Below are 17308 nucleotides of genomic sequence, written 5' to 3'. Positions count from 1 at the left end.
GGCCCAAGCCTGGTGCCCCGGGCCTGGGCCGTCAACCACACACGGTTACGGGACGACCACGATCTTCCGGCCCACTCCCGCCTTGAACTGGTCGAGCGCCTTGGGGTACTCCTCCAGCGGCATCCGGTGGCTGATGAAGATCTTCGGGTCCAGCACCCCGCTCGCGAACAGCCCGGCGGCACGCTCATAGCTGTGCAGCACGGCCATCGAGCCGGTGATGGTGATCTCCTGGTTGTAGATCTTGTACGGCTCGATGGTGGCCCGCGTCGCGTAGTCGGAGACCCCGAACTGCAGGAACGTTCCGGCTTTGGCCACCCGGCCCAGGCCGTCCTGAATGGCGGCCTGGTTGCCGGTGGCGTCGATGACCACGTCCCAGCCTCGCGGCTGGTCCAGCTCGTCCGCCGAGGCGGCGGACCGGGAGCAGCCGAGAGTGGTGGCGGTGGACAGCCGGTCGGGGTTGACATCGAGCATGTCCACGCTGGTGGCGCCGGTCCGCTTGGCCAGCTCCAGCATCATCAGCCCCATGGTGCCGGAGCCGTAGATGAGCACCTCGGCGCCCAGGTTGCCGTTGAGCACGTCATAGCCGCGCACCGCGCAGGACAGCGGCTCGATCAGGGCCGCGTCGGCCACGTCCACCTGCTCGGGCAGCTTGACGCAGTTGGCCACCGGGGCCACCGCGAACTCGGCGGCCCCGCCGGGGACGCTGACCCCGATCGCGTTCCAGTTGTCGCACAGATTGCCCCGGCCGATCCGGCAGTAGCGGCACTCGTGGCAGTGCAGGGAGGGGTCCACGGCGACCCGGTCGCCCACCGCCACCTCGGTGACATCGCTGCCGATGCCCACGACCTCTCCGGCGAACTCATGCCCGGGGACGATCGGCAGCGTGGGCGCGAACTCCCCCTGCAGGATGTGCAGATCGGTGCCGCACAGCCCGCAGGCCGCCACATCCACCACGACCTCACGGGGGCCCGGGGTGGGGTCCGCGACGGTGGCGACGGTGACCTTCCCTGGGGCTTCGATGACTGCGGCCCTCATTTGACTGCTCCTAGCGACAGGCCCTGGACCAGCTTGTCCTGGGCGGCGAAACCGGCGGCGAGCACCGGCAGGGAGATGACGATCGACGCGGCGCACACCTTGGCCAGGAACAGTCCCTGGCTGGTCACGAAGGTCGTCAGGAAGGCCGGGGCGGTCTGGGCGACCACACCGGTGAGCACTTGGGCGAAGAGCATCTCGTTCCAGCTGAAGATGAAACAGATCAGCGAGGTGGCGGCGATGCCCGGACCCGCGATCGGGGCCACGACCCGCCACAGGATGGTGGGCAGCCGTGCCCCGTCCATCTGGGCGGCCTCGATGATCGACACCGGGACGTCGGCGAGGAAGGACTGCATCATCCACACCGCGATCGGCAGGTTCATCGAGGTGTAGAGGATGACCAGCAGCCAGACGTTGTCCAGGAAGTTGATGTCCTTGGCGAACAGGAACACCGGCAGCAGCCCGGCCACCACCGGCAGCATCTTGGTGGACAGGAAGAAGAACATCACATCGGTCCACTTGCGCACCCGCCGGATCGACAGCGCGTACGCCGCCGGAAGAGCCAGCAGCAGCACGAAGCCGGTGGAGAAGAGGGACGTGCCCATCGAGTTCAGCAGCGAGGGCCAGGGGCTCGCCCCGCCGCCCGAGCCGAAGAACTCCTTGTACCCGTCGAGGGTCAGCGAAGCGGTCAGCGACGGCGGGTTGGTGGCGGCGTCGGCCTCGGAGTGGAACGAGGTCAGCAGCATCCACAGCACCGGCAGCACGAACACGATGCCGACGAACCAGGCCAGCAGGCCCAGCGCCGCACCGCGCCGCTTGGCCCGGCGGGCGGGCTCCGGAAGGCCGGTGATGGTGACCGGTGTGCTCACGGCGGTCATGCGTGGGACACCTCCTCACGGAAGAGGGACGACACCACGCGCAGCGCGAAGGTGGCGATGATGATCGTGCCGATCACCACGACGACCCCAGCGGCCGATGCCAGCCCGTACTCGTGGGCGTTGTAGAAGGTTTCGTAGATGGTGTAGGGGAGGTTGGCGGTGTCCAGGCCACCGCGGGTCATGGTGAACACGGCGTCGAAGTTCTGCACGATGTAGATGGACCCCAGCAGGGTGCCGAGCTCCAGATAGCGGCGCAGATGCGGAAGGGTCAGAAAGCGGAAGATCTGCCAGTTGCCCGCTCCGTCCAGCCGGGCCGCCTCGATCATGTCCAACGGGCGGCTCTGCAGCCCGGCCAGCAGGATGAGCATCATGAACGGCGTCCACTGCCAGATCAGCGACGCCTCCACCGCGATCAGCGGCGTATCGGTGAGCCACTCCGGCTGGGGCCCGCCCAGCCAGTTGAGCACGCCGTTGAACAGGCCGTACTCGGGGTTGTACAGCGCGTGCTTCCACAGCAGCGCCGAGGCCACCGGCACCAGCAGGAACGGCGCGATGAGCATGGTGCGGACCAGGCCCCGGCCGCGGAACTTGCGGTCCAGCAACAGCGCCAGCAGCAGCCCCAGCACCACGCTGACGATCACCACGGAGGCGGTCAGCAGCACGGTGGTGACGATGGACTCGCGCAGCGACGCGTCGCTGAGCACCGTCTTGTAGTTGTCCAGCCCCGCGAACGCACGGCGGTCGGGCCGGAACGAGTTCCAGTCGAAGAGCGAGATCACCAGCGTGGCCACGAACGGAAGCTGGGTGACCACGATCAGGAAGATCAGCGCGGGCAGCAGCGGTGCCCGGGTGGCCCACTCCCGGGCCCGGTTCCGGGATGCCATGGGGCGCCCCGCGGAGGCGGGGGCCGCGGTCGGTGGCCGCTGGCCACTCACGGGTACTGCCGTCGTCGGATTACTCATCGGTACTCCTCGCCGACCTTCTCGGCCAGCTTCTGCGAATTCTTCAATGCCGTGTCGACGGACTGCTTTCCGGCGATTGCGGCGCTGATCTCCTGGGCGACCTTGGTGCCGAGATCGGCGAATTCGGGGATGTCGACGAACTGGATGCCGATGGTCGGCCGCGGCTGCACTCCCGGATCACGCGGCTTGGCGCTGAGGATCGCCTTGCGGGTCTCCTCGGAGAAGCTGCCGGCGGTCTCGCGGTACTCCGGAGTGGTGTAGGTGGACGACCGCTTTCCCGCGGGCACATTGGCCCAGCCGAAGGTCTTGCCGACCAGGGCCTCGTACTTCTTGCTGGACGCCCAGGAGATGAACTTCCACGCGTTGTCGGGGTGGCGGGATGCCTTCTGGACACCCCACGCCCAGGTGTAGAGCCAGCCCGAGCTCCGGGTCTTCACCACCGGCGCCTGGACATATCCGATCTTGCCCTTGACCGGGGACTTGCTCGCCTCCAGCGACCCGGCGGCCGAGGTGGCGTCGTACCACATGGCGCTCTTGCCCTGGGTGAGGTTGTTCAGGCACTCGGCGAAGCCCGACTGGGCCGCACCGGCCTCACCGTGCTTGCGCACCAGGTCGACATAGAACTTGGTCGCCTTGGTGAATTCCGGCGAGTCCAGCCGCGCCTTCCAGTCCTTGGTGAACCAGGTGCCGCCGAAGGTGTTGACCACCGTGGTGAGCGGGGCCATCAGCTCACCCCAGCCGGGCAGGCCGCGCAGGCAGATGCCGTTCATCCCCTTGCGGGAGCCGTCCACCTTGGCGGCGATGTCCGCGACCTGCTGCCAGGTGGGCCGCTCGGGCATCTTCAGATGCTTCTCGGCGAGGACGTCCTTGCGGTACATCAGGAACGACGACTCACCGTAGAAGGGCTCGGCGTAGAGCTTGCCGTCCTCGGCGGTCAGCGACTGCCGCATCGAGGGGAGGACGTCCTTCTGGTCGAATGCCTTGTCCTTGGCGGCGTAGCCGTCGAGCGGCATCAGCCAGCCGTTCTTCGCGTAGAACGGCACCTCGAAATTGCTGATGGTGGCCACGTCGTACTGGCGCGCCTGATTGGCGAAGTCCTGACTGATCTTGTCGCGGACCTCGTTCTCGGGCATCAATGTGAAATCGACCCTGATGCCCGTTTCCTTGGTGAAATACTTCTTGGTGAGCTTTTGCAGGTCCACCATCTGCGGGTTGTTCACCATCAGGACGCGGATGGTCTTGTCGCCTGAGCTGCCGCCCCCCATACCGGCGCAACCGCTCAGGAGCGCGCCCGCGGTCAGGGCCACCACCGGTATCCGGGCAGCACGAAGAGTCAGGACTGGCATAACGGGTCCAATCGAAGGGACGTGGGGAAGGAAAAACAGCGGGGGAAGGGCGTCAGACCCTGACGATCTGGGGGCCCAGCAGCGAATAGCGGTGTGCCTCGGTCAGCGGCAGACCCGTGTCGGTCACGATCGTTTCGAAGTCCGAGACATCTGCGAACCTGCAGAAGCTGACGGCTCCGAATTTGGTGTGCACCCCGGAGAAGATCTTCCGCCGGGACACCCGAACCACCTGCGCCTTGACCTCGCTGACCGCCGGATCCGGGGTGGTCAGGCCGTACTGGCGGGAGATGCCGTTGGCGCCGATGAACGCCAGGTCGATGACGAAGCCCGAGAGCATATGCGTCGCCCAGTGGTCGACGGTGGCCATCGTGCCCCCGCGCACCCGTCCGCCCAGGAGCAGCACGGTGGTGTTTTCACGGGTGGCGAGGCCGGTGGCGGTCGTGAGGGAAGCGGTGATCACGGTGAGCGGCCGGTCCCTGGGCAGGGCCTCCGCGATCAGCTGCGGGGTGAATCCCTCGTCGATGAAGACCGTCTCGGCTTCGCCCAGCAGATCGGCCGCCGCGGTCGCGATCCGCGACTTCTCCGGTACATGCATGGTGGTGCGGAAGGCGAGGGTGGTCTCGAAACCGGCGCTCTCCACGGGGTAGGCGCCGCCATGGGTACGCCGCACCAGTCCGTGCTGTTCCAGGACCCGCAGGTCGCGGCGCACCGTCTCCTTGGACACCCCGAGGTCGGCGGCGAGCTTGCCGACGTCGACGACGCCGGCACGGCGAGCCGTGTCGAGGATCTCCCGACGGCGTTCCTCCGCGTCCACGCCGCACCTCCTGCCTAGGTCTTTCGGCTTGCGTGGCAGTTTTACAAGCCTGCAACAGGGGAAGCCAGCCTTGGCACCACAGAGATCGTGACCGTACGCGCCCGTTTCACAACCGTTATAAGAGCAGGTCGGGGCGGATGAGGCAACGGACGGTGAGGAACCCGGCTGCCTGATTGTCCACCCGGCGGGCCCGTTTCTCGCCCGTTTGCCGAAAGAGGGCGTGAACGGAGCCCGTCCGGGCGGGTTCAGATACTGGGGAATGCCCGAACGGACATGTGCTATGAGCGGGCCAGCGCCCCGGAGGCGTCGAGAATCCGGCCCGCGACCTTGACCGAGTCCACCAGCGGGTGGAGCGCCAGGGCTCGCAGGGCCGCACCGCGGGCGATGCCCGAATCGCTGCCCGCTTCGGTCGTGGCCGCCTCGATGGCCGAGCGCTCCACTGCCTTGATCGACAGCATCAGGCCGAGCTGGTCCGGCGCCACCGAGCCGGTCGCCAGCGGTCGCGCGCCGCCCGCGTCCACCAGACAGGGCACCTCCACCACGGCGTCCTCGTCAAGACCGGGGACGGCCGTCCGGTTGCGTACGTTGAGGATCAGCGTGGCGCGCTCATCGCGTGCGATGGCCCGCATGATGGCCAGCGCGATCCGGTCGTAGCCGCCGCCGTCCAGATCGCAGGAGTCGCGCTCCCAGCCGCCGGTGGCCTCGCGGCTCTCCGCCATGTACGTGGCCTCGCGCTCCAGCCGGGTGCGCTCCCACTCCCTGAGCGCCCCGGGCGCGCCCGAGCCCGCCGTCTCGTAGAACCGGGCCTGCTGGTCGCGGAGGAACTCGCCACGGGTGGCCGGGGCCTGCCGGATCGAGGCCACCGCCTCCCGGTTGAAGTAGTAGTAGTGCAGATACTCGTTGGGCAGCGCGCCGAGCGCCTGCAGCCACTCGGCGCCGAAGAGCTTGCCCTCCTCGAACGACTCCAGGGCGCCGGTGTCGCCGAGCAGCTCCGGCAGCCGGTCCCGGCCGTCCACCACCACCCGGCGCAGCCAGCCCAGATGGTTCAGGCCCACATAGTCGTACGTGGCCCGGTCCGGGTCGGCGCCGACCGCCCGCGCGGCGCGGCGGCACAGGCCGACCGGGGAGTCGCAGATGCCGATCACCCGGTCGCCGAGCACCCGCTGCATCGCCTCGGTGACCATGCCCGCCGGGTTGGTGAAGTTGATGACCCAGGCGTCCGGCGCCACGGTGGCGATCCGCTCGGCGATCCGCAGCGCCACCGGCAGCGTGCGCAGCCCGTAGAGCACCCCGCCCGCGCCGACGGTCTCCTGCCCCAGCACCCCTTCGCCGAGCGGAATCCGCTCGTCGTTCGCCCGGCCCTCCAGACCGCCGACGCGGATGGCCGAGAAGACGAAGTCGGCGCCGCGCAGCGCCTGATCGAGATCGGTGGTGGCCCGGACCGCGGGGGCGGTGGGGCGGCCCGTGGCCTGTTCGGCCAGGACCGCGCGGATCGCGTCCAGCCGGCGCTGGTCGGTGTCGTACAGCACCAGTTCGGTGCAGCGCCCCGCCCCGTCCCCGGTGTCATCGAGCAGCGCCCGGTACACCAGGGGCATACGGAACCCTCCGCCGCCCAGCACGGTCAGCCTCATACGGTCACTACCTCCACATCGCCCTCGCGGAACACGGCGAGCGTCGCCGGGTCGGAGGTCTTGTTGGTGATCAGGGTGTCGATGCCCTCCGGTCCGCAGATCCGGGCGAGTCCGGTGTCACCGGGGAACTTCCCCGCGGTGACCAGCAGCACCACCTCCCGGGCCGCGCCGAGCATGGCCCGCTTGACCGGCACCTCGACATGGGTGCTGTCCAGCACGCTGCCGTCGGGGAGCACCCCGCTCGCGCCGAGGAAGAGCCGGCCGACCCGCAGCTGGCGGATATTGGACTCGGTGAGGAAGCCGACCACGGAGCGGTAGTTGGCGCGCACCTGCCCGCCCAGCAGGATCAGGGTCACCCGCGGGTCGTCGCGCAGCTCGTCGTAGACCGCGAGGTTGCTGGTCACCACGGTGACCGGACGGCCGCGCAGCAGCTTGGCGAGCTGGAGGGTGGTGGTGCCGATGTCCAGCAGCAGCACATCGCCGTCCGCGACCAGCTCGGCGGCGGCGCGGGCCACGGCCTCCTTGTCGGCCAGGTCGTCGACCACCACCTCGCTGAACGGGCGCTCCTCGTCCTGAGTGGGCGCCGCCACCGCGCCGCCGTATACCCGGGTGAGCCGGCCCGCCCGGCCCAGCTCGGTGATGTCCCGCCGGGCCGTGGCCTCGCTGACGCCGAGACGCGTGGCGATCTCCCCGATGGGCAGCACGCCCTCCTCGCCGAGGATGCTCAGCAGCTTCTCGTGGCGGCTCTCTCGCAGCATGGTGGCAACGTACTGCAGATGAGCGAGTGTGCGCGACTCTGATCGACCTCTTGCATTCACCCCAGGTGAGGTGCAAGGTGTCGCTCACGCCCCATCGGCGCGAACAGGCCATGCACAAGGAAAGGCACGTCGGTGAGCACCACGGCCGGAACCCCCGATCCGATCCACCCGATCGACCCGCTCGCGGCGCTGCGCGCCTCCACGGACCCCGAGCACGACGTCTACCTCACCGGCACCGTGTTCCTGGACATCATCTTCACCGGGCTCGACCACGCCCCCGTCCGCGGCACCGAGTCCTGGGCGCGCGGTATGGGATCGAGCCCCGGCGGCATCGCCAACATGGCCACCGCCCTGGCCCGGCTGGGCCTGCACACCACGCTCGCCGCCGCCTTCGGCACCGATGTCTATGGCGACTACTGCTGGGAGAGCCTCGCCCTCGGCGAGGGCGTGGACCTCACTCCCTCCCGCCGCGTCCCCGGCTGGCACTCCCCGGTCACCGTCTCCATGGCGTACGAGGGCGAGCGCACCATGGTCACCCATGAGCACCCGGCCCCGCCGCCCGCCGTCCGGGGCGCGCCGCCCCGCTCCCGCGCCTGCGTGGCCACCTTCGAACCGGGGCGGCAGGAGGACTGGGTGCGCCGGGCGCACGCCCAGGGCAGCAAGATCTTCGCCGATGTCGGCTGGGACGAGACCGGCCGCTGGGACCCCGCCGCGCTCCCCGATCTGCCCTACGCCCACGCCTTCCTGCCCAACGCCGCCGAGGCCCAGCGCTACACCCGCACCGACAGCCCCGAGCGGGCGGTGCGCGCCCTGGCGGAGCTGGTGCCGATCGCCGTCGTCACCCGGGGCGCCGAGGGCGCCGTGGCCATCGACTCACTCACCGGCGAGCGCGCCGAGGTGCCCGGGCTGCCCGTGGACGCGCTGGACCCGACCGGGGCGGGCGATGTCTTCGTGGCCGGATTCATGACCGGTACGCTCGCGGGCTGGCCGCTCGCCGACCGGCTCGCCTTCGCCAACCTCACCGCCGCCCTCTCCGTCCAGCACTTCGGCGGCTCCCTGGCCGCGCCCGGCTGGCCGGAGGTGGCCGCCTGGTGGAACCGTGCGCGCCGGGCGGCCGACGACGGGGCGGACGCCGCCGGACTCGCCCGCCGCTACGCCTTCCTGGGCGATCTGATCCCGGACCGGGTGCGCGGCTGCCCACGGCTGCGGGCCCTGCCCACCATCGGTTTCCGGGTGCATGACAGTGCCCAACGGTCCTGACGCTCCTGACCACCGCATCGAGGAGAACCCCATGGAACTCGCCCGTACCGGGGCGCACCGGCCACGCGGCAGAGCCGTCCCGGCCGCGCTCGCCATCGGCGTCGTCCTGCTCGCCGCGGGGTGTGTCCCCGGCACCGACGGCTCGGGGGCCGCCGGTGCCGGGACCGGCGCGGCCACCGCCATACCCGATCCGGCGAAGGCCGGAAAGACCACGCTGACCGTGTGGGACCAGGAGATACGCGGCGGGACCAACGGCGAGATACAGCAGCTGAACCGGGAGTTCGAGCGGAAGTACCCCAATGTGCGGATCAAGCGGGTCGCCCGGAGCTTCACCGATCTGAAGACCACCCTGAAGCTGGCCGTCTCCGGCAACCATCCGCCCGATGTCATCCAGGCCAACCAGGGCTACCCGGACATGGTGGCCTTCGTCCGGGCAGGGCTGCTCGCCCCGCTGGACAACTACGCGGGGATCTACGACTGGAACACCCGCTACCCCGCCACCCTGCTGGGCCTCAACCGGGTCTCCGCCGACGGCAACGACTTCGGCAGGGGGCGGCTGTACGGCATCTCCCAGACCGGCGAGTACATCGGTCTCTACTACAACAAGGACCGGCTGAAGCAGGCAGGACTCCAACCCCCGCGCACCTGGGGCGAGTTCACCGACGGCCTGGCCCGGCTCAAGGACCGCGGCGAGCTGCCGATCCAGTTCGGCAACCTCGACAAGTACCCCGCCATCCACACCTTCGGGGTGCTGCACGACCAACTCGGCGCCGCCGACGCCCGTGACACCGTCCTCGGCCGCGGCGACGGTTTCGACAACGCCGCCACCAAGAACGCCGCGGCCACCCTCACCGACTGGGCGAAGCGCGGCTATCTGCCCGGCGGCGCCAACGGCCTCGGCTACGACGACGCGGCCAAGAAGTTCGCCTCCGGCGACGGAGCGTATCTGCTGACCGGCACCTGGCAGCTGGCCGACCTGAAGAAGCCCATGGGGGACAAGCTGGGCATCATGCCGCCCCCGCCCGCCAAGGCCGGCGGCGACCCCGTCACCACCGGCGGCCAGGGCCTGGCCTGGTCCATCACCTCCCGCTCCCGCCACCCGGAGGTGGCCGCCGCCTATCTGGACTTCCTCACCAACGCACACGCCGCCGACGTGATGACCAGGCACGGAGTGCTGCCCGCCGTCCCCGCCAGGGCCGCGGCAGGGGTGAGCCCGGACAGCGCCGACGGCCAGATGATCGCCGGGTGGAAGCGGCTGAGCGCCGCCGATGGACTCGTCCCGTACCTCGACTACTCCACCCCCACCTTCTACGACACCCTCTCGGCCGCCCTCCAGGGCGTGGTCAGCGGCAAGACCTCCCCGGACGCCTTCGCCGCGACCCTCCAGAAGGACTACGGCGCCTTTATGAAGAAGCAGCGCGAGCAGCACACCTCGGCGGGACCCCGATGAGGCTCGCCGCCCTGACCAGGGCCTACCGCCGCCGCGCGCCCGGCGAACCGCGCGCCATCGGCTACCTCTACATCCTGCCCGCGCTGATCGTGTACGCCGTCTTCCTGCTCTACCCCTTCGGGCAGTCGGTGTGGCTGTCCTTCGTGCACTGGGACGGGCTGACGGTCGCCACCCCCGCCGGATTCGACAACTACCGCGCGCTGTTCACCGACGCGAGCCTGCGCGCCCCCTTCCTCCACGCGCTGCTGCTGCTCGTCTTCTACGCCGCCCTGCCGGTGGCGATCGGGCTGCTGCTGGCCGCCGCGATGTCCCGGGTGCGGGTCCGGGGGATGACCTTCTTCCGTACGGTCCTGTTCCTGCCGCAGGTCCTCGCGCTGATCGTGGTCGGCGTGGCCTGGCGCTCGATCCTCGCCCCCGACGGGCTGCTCAACGACGCCCTCCGCGCCATCGGCCTCGGCGGGCTCGCCCGCCCCTGGCTCGGCGACTACACCTGGGCGCTGCCCGCCGTCGGCGTCGTCGGCACCTGGGTCGGCACCGGGCTGTGCATGGTCCTCTTCCTCGCCGGGGCCCAGCGCATCCCGCGCGAGCTGTACGAGGCGGCGCGGATGGACGGCGCCGGGCCGCTGCGCGAGTTCCTCACCGTCACCCTGCCCGGTCTGCGGCCGCAGATCGCGGTGGCGCTGACCCTGACCATCGTGGCGGGGCTGCGCAACTTCGACCTGATCTACATCACCACCAGCGGCGGCCCCGGAAACGCCACCTCCGTCCCCGCCTACGAGGTCTACCACCGGGCCTTCGAGACCAACCAGGTCGGCTCGGCAGCCGCCGTCGGCGTGGCCCTCACGGTCCTGATCTTCGTCCTGACCGTCACGGTCTCCCGGCTCGTGGAAGGGCGGCGGGCATGACGACCACACGCCTGGAACGCAACGTCACCTACGGCATCCTCGCCCTCTTCACCGTCATCGCCCTCACCCCCGTGATCGGCATCCTCTCCACGGCCTTCGGCTCGCAGAGCTCCCTGGACACCGGCTTCTCACTGCCGAAGGACGGGCTGCACTGGAGAAACTTCGCCGACGCCTGGAGCCGTGGCCACTTCGGCACCTATCTGGGGAACTCGGTGCTGGTCACGGCGGTGGTGGTGGCCGCCACCACCGTGCTGGCCATCCTCGCCGCGTACGCCTTCGGGGTGATGCGCTTCCCCGGCTCCACGGTGCTGTTCCACCTCTTCGTGATCGGGCTGACGCTGCCCCAGGAGGCGCTGGTCGTCCCGCTCTACTTCGATCTGCGCTACGCCGAACTCACCGACAGCTACTGGGCGTTGATCCTGCCGCAGACCGCGCAGTCCCTGGCCTTCGGGGTCTTCTGGATGCGCACGTACTTCCGCGGCAGCGCACGGGCGGTGATCGAGGCGGCCCGGATCGACGGGGCGAACACCTGGACCACGCTGTGGCGCGTGCTGGTCCCGATGGGCCGCCCGGCGATCTCCACCATGGTCGTGATCACCTTCATGTGGACCTGGAACGAGTTCCTGATGGCCCTGGTGATGGTCAGCGACGAGGCCCATCGCACCGTCCCCCTCGGCCTCGCCTTCTTCCAGGGCCAGCACAGCTCCGACGCGGCGCTGCTCGCGGCGGCCTCGGTGCTCATCGCCCTGCCGGTGGTCGTGGTCTATGTGGCACTGCAGCGCCGGTTCATCGAGGGCATGCTGGGCGGGGCGGTGAAGGAGTGAGCCCGGCGGGCGCCGGGCTCAAGCCGAGGGGGTGCGGCTGACCGGGCGGCCGAGGCGGGCCACGGCGCGGGCGAAGACGGCCGCGTCGTGCACCGCCGCCCCGCCCGTGTCGTTGTTGAAGTACGCATAGACCTCCGCGTCGGCCGGCCAGGTGTCCCCGATCCGCCGCGCCCAGGTGGCCAGCGCCTGGCGCCCGTACCGCGGGGCCGGGCGGGCGAGGCCGCCGTGGAAGCGCAGATACCCCCACCCGGTGGTCCGCCACAGCGGGGTGACCGGCCGGGAGCCGGAGTCGGCCCAGCACAGCGCGGCCGCGCGGCGCTCCAGCACCGCGCGGATCTCCTCGGTCCACCAGGAGGAGTGCCGGGGTTCGACGGCCACCCGTGTCCCGGAGGGGAAGCAGCCCAGACAGCGGTCCAGCAGCCCGCCGTCGGCCCGCAGCGTGGGCGGCAGCTGCACCAGCACCGGGCCCAGCCGGTCGCCGAGCCCGGCCGCATGGGACATCAGCCGCTCCACCGGCTCCTCCGGATCGCGCAGCCGCTTGATGTGGGTGAGGTAGCGGCTCGCCTTGAGCGCCATCACAAAGCCCTCGGGCAGCCGCTCCCGCCAGGTGGCGAACTGGTCGTACGAGGGCAGCCGGTAGAAGGCGTTGTTGCTCTCCACCGTGGCGAAGGCGCGGGTGTACTCCTCCAGCCACAGCCGCTGCGGACAGCCCTCGGGGTAGAGATCGCCGCGCCAGTCCCGGTACTGCCATCCCGAGGTGCCGATCAGGACGGTCATGCCTCGCCCGGATGCCAGGGCGGCCACTGCCCGGGCCGGTCCTCCCAGTGCACCTGGGCCGGGTCGTCGAGGTCGATATCGGGGAAGACCTGCCGGACGCGGGGCTCGAACTCCTCCCGTTCCAGCGGTTCGCACCCCAGGCCACGCAGCCGCACCAGCCGGTAGCGGGCGTCGGCCTCGATTGACTCGACGAAGACGGGGTAACCGGACTCGTCCGGGCCTGTGGCGTTCTCCATACCTCCAGGGTGCCGGGTCTCCGGTATCCGCGCGCCCCGGCCATCGGCCGGAGACCGCCGGTTCGCGGACGGGCGGACCGTCGGCTTGATACGCAGATGAGTCCTTCAGGAGCGGGGGTGAGTCATGATCTTCACTGACCGGACGGACGCCGGGCAGCGCCTCGGCGAGGCACTGCGCCCCTTGGCGGATGAGAAACCGGTCGTGCTCGGGCTGCCGCGGGGCGGGGTGCCGGTGGCCTTCGAGGTGGCCAGGGCGCTCCATGCGCCCCTGGACGTGATCATCGTCCGCAAGCTCGGCGTCCCCTACCACCGGGAGCTGGGGTTCGGCGCCATCGGCGAGGGCGACGTACGGGTCATCCATGAGGCGATCGTCCGGATGAGCCGGGCCGATGAGGAGGACCTCGCCGAGGTGGAGCGGACCGAGCGGGAGGAGCTGGCCCGCAAGGCGCGCCGGTTCCGCCGGGGCCGCTCGCGGATCCCGGCCGAGGGCCACACCGTGATCATCGTGGACGACGGCATCGCGACCGGCGCCACGGCCCAGGCGGCCTGCCGGGTGGCACGGGCCCAGGGCGCCGCGCGGGTGGTCCTCGCCGTGCCGGTGGCGCCGCCGGACGCGGTCGCCGCGCTGCGCGAGGACGCGGACGAGGTGGTGGCCCTTTCCACCCCCTCGGACTTCGCGGCGGTGGGGGAGTGGTACGAGGACTTCTCGCAGACCGGGGACGACGAGGTGGTGGAGTTGCTGTCCCGGTCGACCGGAGAGACCGGTGAGGCGCATCCTGGAAGGTGACGCAGGAGGTGAGCGCGATGGAGACGATCGTGGGATGCGACATTCAGATGGAATTCCGTGAGATCGGCCCGCTGACCGAAGCGGTCGTCCGGCTGAGGATGCACGACGGCACGGAGATGCTGGCCCAGGGCCGTGCCAACCGCAACCCCGACGACCCGGCACAGCCGAGGGTCGGCGAGGAGATCGCGGCGGCGCGGGCACTGACCAATCTGGCGCACCGGCTGATCGGCAAGGCGGGCGGCGATATTGAGGAAGTCACCCATTCCAAGGCGCATTTGGTGATGTAAGGCCGTTGAGGCGAAGGAGCGTCCGCCGCGGTAGTGCACCGCGGGCGGATGCTCCTGTGCGTGTGCGTATGCGTATGTGTCCCGTGTACGGGCTCGTTCAGCGGTGGCCGAGGGTGAGCCGCTGGCCGGGCCGGATCAGATCCGGGTCGGCGCCGATGACCTGGCGATTGATCTCGTAGAGCCGCTTCCAGCCGCCCGCCACTCTCTCCCTGTCCGCGATCCGGGAGAGGGTGTCGCCGCGGACGACGGTGTACGACCCGGCCCGGGGCTGGGCCTTGGCCGGTGGCTCGGGCACGGCCTTCGGGACGATGAGCAGCGGCTCGGCCCTCGTGGTCGTGACGGCTGTGACGGTGGTGGCGGCCGGGGTCGGCGAGGTGGGCGTGGGGGCTGAGGCGGCGTTCGCCTGGCCGATGCCGATGAGCGGCAGGGCGACGCCGGCACCGCCCGCGGTGATCGCGAGCGAGGTGCGGGAGACACGGTGGGGCCGGGGCCGGCGATGACGTCCGCGTGCGGCCATGGAGTCCTTCTGCCTGTCCTGGTACGGCAGTTGGCGAGTGCGATGGCTGCCGCACAGTAATCCCAGGGTTCTGGCGTGGACAAGGCATTCGGGTGTTTGCGGTAGAGAATCCAATGTGAGGAATTTGAGTGCCGACGCGATCAATGTGCCCCGGACATAAGAGCCCGCGCGCGGGGAAGGGAGACCAAGGGGGAATGCACGGGAGGCATCGGGGCACCCGCCCTCGGTGCCGGTGGCCCCGGCAGACGGCTGACCTCGGGAGGTCGCTCATGAGTCAACGGAACGGTTCGGCTCCTCGGCGCAGGACTCGACGCACGACGGCAGCGCGGTCCCGGCCGCCCGTCTTATGCGCCCTGCTGGTCGGCGCGCTGGCCACGGTCACCGCGTGCGGCAGCGACACCGGGGACGGGGACTCCGCGCGGCGCGCCTCGTCCGTCACCCCCGCCTCCTCCGCCGCGCCACCCTCCTCCCCTTCGGCCGCCTCCTCCGCCTCTTCCGAGAGCGGCTCCTCTCGGAACGAACGGCCCGCCTCGCGGACCGCACAGTCCCCTCCGCCCTCGGCGCGGCCCTCGCAGCCGTCCTCCTCGCGGCCCGCCGCCGCGTCCGGTGTCCGCCGCGTCTGCTCCAAGGCGCAGTTGACGCTGGCGGTCGGCCGGATGGACATCGGGGCCGGCAATGTGTACCTGCCCCTGGTGTTCACCAACAAGTCCGCCACGACCTGCACCCTCACCGGATACCCCGGTGTCTCGCTGCTCGACTCCACCGGCGCGGTGATCGGCGATCCCGCCACCCGGCGCGGCCCCACGCGCTCCCCGGTCTCCCTGCCGCCCGGCGGCAGCGCCTCGAGCAGTCTGCACACGCTCAACGAGGGTATGAACGACACCCCGTGCCGGCGCACCGCCGCCCGCATCCGGGTCTATCCGCCGGATTCCTTCGACGCGATGGCCGTCTCGGCGCGGTCGTTCCGGGTGTGCGGAGGCGTCTTCGAGGTCGAGACGATGCAATCCGGAACGGGGGGATGACACCGGCATATCGGGGGGCTCCCGGGCGCGCGGAAGTGTCCGAAAATCTTGACAACGCAGGCGCCGACTGGCCGTGTTCACCCTTTCGCAATCATTAGGGGTAGGCCACCATAGGGATGCCTCATATGAGCCGTTAGGGAGCGTCCGGAGGGGGACGGTGTCATGGAGCGAGTCGCGACCGAGGTCGAGACAGAGCTGCTGGACCTTTCGGGGGCGACACTCGAAGACCTCGACCGGCACGAAGGGATTTCGGCGGTGACGGAGCGGCTGCTCGACATCGTCCAGCGCCCGCCGACGGTTGGCGGTAACGCGTCGTCGTCGCCGGACGCCTGTGTGAGTTAGCCGACTATGGCATCCTCCGCCACGCGGGGCCTCAACCATCGTTTATCGGCGGCGTGTTTCGCCGAGTTGGCGCGGGGTTCGGGTAGCCCCTCGGCCGTGGCCGAACTGAGGTCGGGGCAGCGCAGCCGGGCCATGCTGCTGCTGCGCGCCCTGGTGGACATCGCCTCCGCGCACCCCGCCCTGCCTGGCCCGCTTCCCCCGTCCCGGGACGCCTGGCACCTGCTGATTCGGGCCGAGCACAGCTCCCCGGCCGCCGTGGACAGGCTACTGCTGCACCCTCCCATGGGCGTGTGGCTCAACCGCTGTCTGCGCAGGCTGCGCGGTCTGGAATCGGGGGACGGGCCGCTGTGGAGTGCGGTGGGTCATCTGCATGCCATATCCGCCTCGGCGGCTCTTCTCGCCGGAATCGACTTTCGCGGCGCCGTTCCGGCGCGCGAGGGCGGGGTGATATTGCCGGCCCTGGGATTCGCCCGCATTCCGGACACGACCGATGTCGCCGAGGTCGTCATGAACGGCCAGAAGGCGGCGGTGTTATCCGGCCCTCATTCAGTGACGCTGCCCGGCGACTTCTCCGAGGACGCTCCTGGCTGGCACGGTCTGCGGCGGCTTCGCGGAGAACACCTGGGGATTGTGTGTGCTCCCCTTGTCGATGACCTCGACCCCTATCGTGACTTTCTCCGGATCCGGGACCCGGAGCGGCTCGGCGACGAAGAGTGGCAGGGCTGGCAGGAGCGATTCGGCAATGCGTGGCGGCTGGTATCGGAGCAGCGCCAGGTGGACCCGCGGGGAATCGGCGCCTGCCTGACCTCCGTCGTGCCCGTGCCGTACGCCGCCTGGCCCGAACCGTTCAGCGCCTCATCGCCGGAGGCGTACGGCTGTGTGCTGCTCAACGGGGCCACGGACCCACTGACCCTCGCCGCCGCGCTGGTGCACGAGGCCCAGCACATCAAACTCAGCGCCCTGATGGACCTGGTACCCCTGATCGAAGGGGGCCTGGAGGAGCTCCACTACGCGCCCTGGCGGCTGGAACCGCGACCGCTGCGCGGGCTCCTCCAGGGGGTGTACGCGTTCCTGGGCGTCACCGGATTCTGGTGGGACCGGCTGCGGCACGCCGAGACCGGCCCGGCCCGGGACACCGCCGCGTTCGAGTTCGCCCTGCGCCGGGCACAGACCGCCTCGGGGCTGCGCACGCTCCTCACCCACGCCGAACTGACCCCCAGGGGCGAGGAGTTCCTCCACCGGCTGGAGGAGCGGCTGACCCTGTGGCTCGCGCAGCGGGTGCCCTCCGTACCGGCGCGCCTGGCGGCGGACCTGACCCACGATCACCGGCTCGTCCACCGCATGCGCCACCTGGCGGCGGACCCGGAGCCGACCGCCCGGTGGGCGCGGGCCTGGCGGGAGCGGACCGACCCGCCCGGGGAACTGCCCGGGACCTCGGTCCGGCCGACCCGCCCCGAGGCGCTGGCGCGCCCCGCGCTCG

Annotated in this window: 19 protein-coding genes and 1 pseudogene; 9 read left to right on the top strand and 11 right to left on the bottom strand. The window is 70.5% G+C overall.

The window, feature by feature from the left end; translation table 11 throughout:
- Nucleotides 1–45: 45 nt before the first annotated feature.
- The 7 genes from GWI24_RS23405 to GWI24_RS23375 all read right to left on the bottom strand — a co-directional run bounded on the left by GWI24_RS23405 (nt 46) and on the right by GWI24_RS23375 (nt 7421).
- Nucleotides 46–1035, bottom strand: a complete 990-nt coding sequence (locus tag GWI24_RS23405) for a zinc-dependent alcohol dehydrogenase family protein (protein WP_210947882.1) — start codon at nt 1033–1035, stop codon at nt 46–48.
- The gene (locus GWI24_RS23400) at nt 1032–1910 is read right to left on the bottom strand and encodes a carbohydrate ABC transporter permease (protein WP_210947881.1); all 879 of its coding nucleotides are present in this window, start codon (nt 1908–1910) and stop codon (nt 1032–1034) included. The genes GWI24_RS23405 and GWI24_RS23400 overlap by 4 nt, the downstream gene beginning before the upstream one ends.
- Nucleotides 1907–2872, bottom strand: a complete 966-nt coding sequence (locus GWI24_RS23395; protein ID WP_210947880.1) for a carbohydrate ABC transporter permease — start codon at nt 2870–2872, stop codon at nt 1907–1909. Before GWI24_RS23395 ends, GWI24_RS23400 begins: the two co-directional genes overlap by 4 nt.
- Nucleotides 2869–4218 (bottom strand): sugar ABC transporter substrate-binding protein, encoded by a 1350-nt coding sequence (locus tag GWI24_RS23390; RefSeq protein WP_210947879.1) that lies wholly within the window; start codon nt 4216–4218, stop codon nt 2869–2871. Before GWI24_RS23390 ends, GWI24_RS23395 begins: the two co-directional genes overlap by 4 nt.
- Nucleotides 4219–4270: 52 nt before the next feature.
- Nucleotides 4271–5032 carry a DeoR/GlpR family DNA-binding transcription regulator gene (locus GWI24_RS23385; protein WP_210947878.1) on the bottom strand — a complete coding sequence of 254 codons (762 nt, stop codon included), beginning with the start codon at nt 5030–5032 and terminating at the stop codon, nt 4271–4273.
- 278 nt (nt 5033–5310) lie between these two features.
- Complete coding sequence (locus GWI24_RS23380) at nt 5311–6663, bottom strand: 6-phospho-beta-glucosidase (protein ID WP_210947877.1); 1353 nt, start codon at nt 6661–6663, stop codon at nt 5311–5313.
- Nucleotides 6660–7421, bottom strand: coding sequence for a DeoR/GlpR family DNA-binding transcription regulator (locus tag GWI24_RS23375; RefSeq protein WP_210947876.1), 762 nt, complete (start codon nt 7419–7421; stop codon nt 6660–6662). The genes GWI24_RS23380 and GWI24_RS23375 overlap by 4 nt, the downstream gene beginning before the upstream one ends.
- A 132-nt stretch (nt 7422–7553) precedes the next feature.
- Here GWI24_RS23375 and GWI24_RS23370 point away from each other — a divergent pair, with 132 nt between their 5' ends.
- The 4 genes from GWI24_RS23370 to GWI24_RS23355 are packed head-to-tail and all read left to right on the top strand — an operon-like array spanning nt 7554 to nt 11860.
- Complete coding sequence (locus GWI24_RS23370; RefSeq protein ID WP_210947875.1) at nt 7554–8681, top strand: PfkB family carbohydrate kinase; 1128 nt, start codon at nt 7554–7556, stop codon at nt 8679–8681.
- A 31-nt stretch (nt 8682–8712) separates the two neighbouring features.
- Nucleotides 8713–10131: an extracellular solute-binding protein gene (locus GWI24_RS23365; protein WP_210947874.1), complete on the top strand. Its 1419-nt coding sequence runs from the start codon at nt 8713–8715 to the stop codon at nt 10129–10131.
- Complete coding sequence (locus tag GWI24_RS23360; RefSeq protein ID WP_210947873.1) at nt 10128–11036, top strand: carbohydrate ABC transporter permease; 909 nt, start codon at nt 10128–10130, stop codon at nt 11034–11036. The genes GWI24_RS23365 and GWI24_RS23360 overlap by 4 nt, the downstream gene beginning before the upstream one ends.
- Nucleotides 11033–11860: a carbohydrate ABC transporter permease gene (locus GWI24_RS23355; RefSeq protein ID WP_210947872.1), complete on the top strand. Its 828-nt coding sequence runs from the start codon at nt 11033–11035 to the stop codon at nt 11858–11860. Before GWI24_RS23360 ends, GWI24_RS23355 begins: the two co-directional genes overlap by 4 nt.
- A gap of 18 nt (nt 11861–11878) precedes the next feature.
- On the opposite strand, the gene GWI24_RS23350 is transcribed toward GWI24_RS23355, so the two are convergent.
- Together GWI24_RS23350 and GWI24_RS23345 are read right to left on the bottom strand one after the other, a co-directional pair.
- Nucleotides 11879–12637 (bottom strand): DUF72 domain-containing protein, encoded by a 759-nt coding sequence (locus GWI24_RS23350; protein WP_210947871.1) that lies wholly within the window; start codon nt 12635–12637, stop codon nt 11879–11881.
- The gene (locus GWI24_RS23345; protein ID WP_210947870.1) at nt 12634–12873 is read right to left on the bottom strand and encodes a hypothetical protein; all 240 of its coding nucleotides are present in this window, start codon (nt 12871–12873) and stop codon (nt 12634–12636) included. The genes GWI24_RS23350 and GWI24_RS23345 overlap by 4 nt, the downstream gene beginning before the upstream one ends.
- Nucleotides 12874–12997: 124 nt before the next feature.
- Here GWI24_RS23345 and GWI24_RS23340 point away from each other — a divergent pair.
- Nucleotides 12998–13642 (top strand): annotated as a pseudogene (locus GWI24_RS23340) (phosphoribosyltransferase); the annotation flags it as partial.
- A gap of 35 nt (nt 13643–13677) precedes the next feature.
- Complete coding sequence (locus GWI24_RS23335) at nt 13678–13947, top strand: DUF1876 domain-containing protein (RefSeq protein WP_037952439.1); 270 nt, start codon at nt 13678–13680, stop codon at nt 13945–13947.
- A gap of 97 nt (nt 13948–14044) precedes the next feature.
- On the opposite strand, the gene GWI24_RS23330 is transcribed toward GWI24_RS23335, so the two are convergent.
- Together GWI24_RS23330 and GWI24_RS45475 are read right to left on the bottom strand one after the other, a co-directional pair.
- Nucleotides 14045–14464, bottom strand: coding sequence for a LysM peptidoglycan-binding domain-containing protein (locus GWI24_RS23330; protein ID WP_210947868.1), 420 nt, complete (start codon nt 14462–14464; stop codon nt 14045–14047).
- A 274-nt stretch (nt 14465–14738) separates the two neighbouring features.
- Nucleotides 14739–15128 carry a hypothetical protein gene (locus GWI24_RS45475; protein WP_247616775.1) on the bottom strand — a complete coding sequence of 130 codons (390 nt, stop codon included), beginning with the start codon at nt 15126–15128 and terminating at the stop codon, nt 14739–14741.
- On the opposite strand from GWI24_RS45475, the gene GWI24_RS45470 reads away from it, so the two are divergent.
- The 3 genes from GWI24_RS45470 to GWI24_RS23315 all read left to right on the top strand — a co-directional run.
- Entirely contained in the window at nt 15121–15486 is a 366-nt protein-coding gene (locus GWI24_RS45470; protein WP_247616774.1) for a DUF4232 domain-containing protein, read from the top strand. The genes GWI24_RS45475 and GWI24_RS45470 overlap by 8 nt on opposite strands.
- A 162-nt stretch (nt 15487–15648) precedes the next feature.
- Nucleotides 15649–15828 carry a hypothetical protein gene (locus GWI24_RS23320; RefSeq protein WP_210947866.1) on the top strand — a complete coding sequence of 60 codons (180 nt, stop codon included), beginning with the start codon at nt 15649–15651 and terminating at the stop codon, nt 15826–15828.
- Between the two features lie 96 nt (nt 15829–15924).
- The coding region (locus GWI24_RS23315; RefSeq protein WP_308343959.1) for an HEXXH motif domain-containing protein at nt 15925–17308 on the top strand (1384 nt) is incomplete at its 3' end.

Origin of the sequence: Streptomyces sp. MK37H, from assembly GCF_018035285.1 — a bacterium.
Lineage (GTDB): Bacteria > Actinomycetota > Actinomycetes > Streptomycetales > Streptomycetaceae > Streptomyces > Streptomyces endocoffeicus.
The sequence above is the reverse complement of the archived record's forward strand: the minus strand, read 5'-3'. Positions and strand labels throughout refer to the sequence as shown.

Bases quoted from the DNA above. Each gene is read 5' to 3' on its own strand.
- GWI24_RS23405 (WP_210947882.1), bottom strand. From the start codon at position 1,035: ATGAGGGCCGCAGTCATCGAAGCCCCAGGGAAGGTCACCGTCGCCACC.
- GWI24_RS23400 (WP_210947881.1), bottom strand. From the start codon at position 1,910: ATGACCGCCGTGAGCACACCGGTCACCATCACCGGCCTTCCGGAGCCC.
- GWI24_RS23395 (WP_210947880.1), bottom strand. From the start codon at position 2,872: ATGAGTAATCCGACGACGGCAGTACCCGTGAGTGGCCAGCGGCCACCG.
- GWI24_RS23390 (WP_210947879.1), bottom strand. From the start codon at position 4,218: ATGCCAGTCCTGACTCTTCGTGCTGCCCGGATACCGGTGGTGGCCCTG.
- GWI24_RS23380 (WP_210947877.1), bottom strand. From the start codon at position 6,663: ATGAGGCTGACCGTGCTGGGCGGCGGAGGGTTCCGTATGCCCCTGGTG.
- GWI24_RS23375 (WP_210947876.1), bottom strand. From the start codon at position 7,421: ATGCTGCGAGAGAGCCGCCACGAGAAGCTGCTGAGCATCCTCGGCGAG.
- GWI24_RS23365 (WP_210947874.1), top strand. From the start codon at position 8,713: ATGGAACTCGCCCGTACCGGGGCGCACCGGCCACGCGGCAGAGCCGTC.
- GWI24_RS23360 (WP_210947873.1), top strand. From the start codon at position 10,128: ATGAGGCTCGCCGCCCTGACCAGGGCCTACCGCCGCCGCGCGCCCGGC.
- GWI24_RS23355 (WP_210947872.1), top strand. From the start codon at position 11,033: ATGACGACCACACGCCTGGAACGCAACGTCACCTACGGCATCCTCGCC.
- GWI24_RS23350 (WP_210947871.1), bottom strand. From the start codon at position 12,637: ATGACCGTCCTGATCGGCACCTCGGGATGGCAGTACCGGGACTGGCGC.
- GWI24_RS23345 (WP_210947870.1), bottom strand. From the start codon at position 12,873: ATGGAGAACGCCACAGGCCCGGACGAGTCCGGTTACCCCGTCTTCGTC.
- GWI24_RS23335 (WP_037952439.1), top strand. From the start codon at position 13,678: ATGGAGACGATCGTGGGATGCGACATTCAGATGGAATTCCGTGAGATC.
- GWI24_RS23330 (WP_210947868.1), bottom strand. From the start codon at position 14,464: ATGGCCGCACGCGGACGTCATCGCCGGCCCCGGCCCCACCGTGTCTCC.
- GWI24_RS45470 (WP_247616774.1), top strand. From the start codon at position 15,121: ATGGACATCGGGGCCGGCAATGTGTACCTGCCCCTGGTGTTCACCAAC.
- GWI24_RS45475 (WP_247616775.1), bottom strand. From the start codon at position 15,128: ATGTCCATCCGGCCGACCGCCAGCGTCAACTGCGCCTTGGAGCAGACG.
- GWI24_RS23320 (WP_210947866.1), top strand. From the start codon at position 15,649: ATGGAGCGAGTCGCGACCGAGGTCGAGACAGAGCTGCTGGACCTTTCG.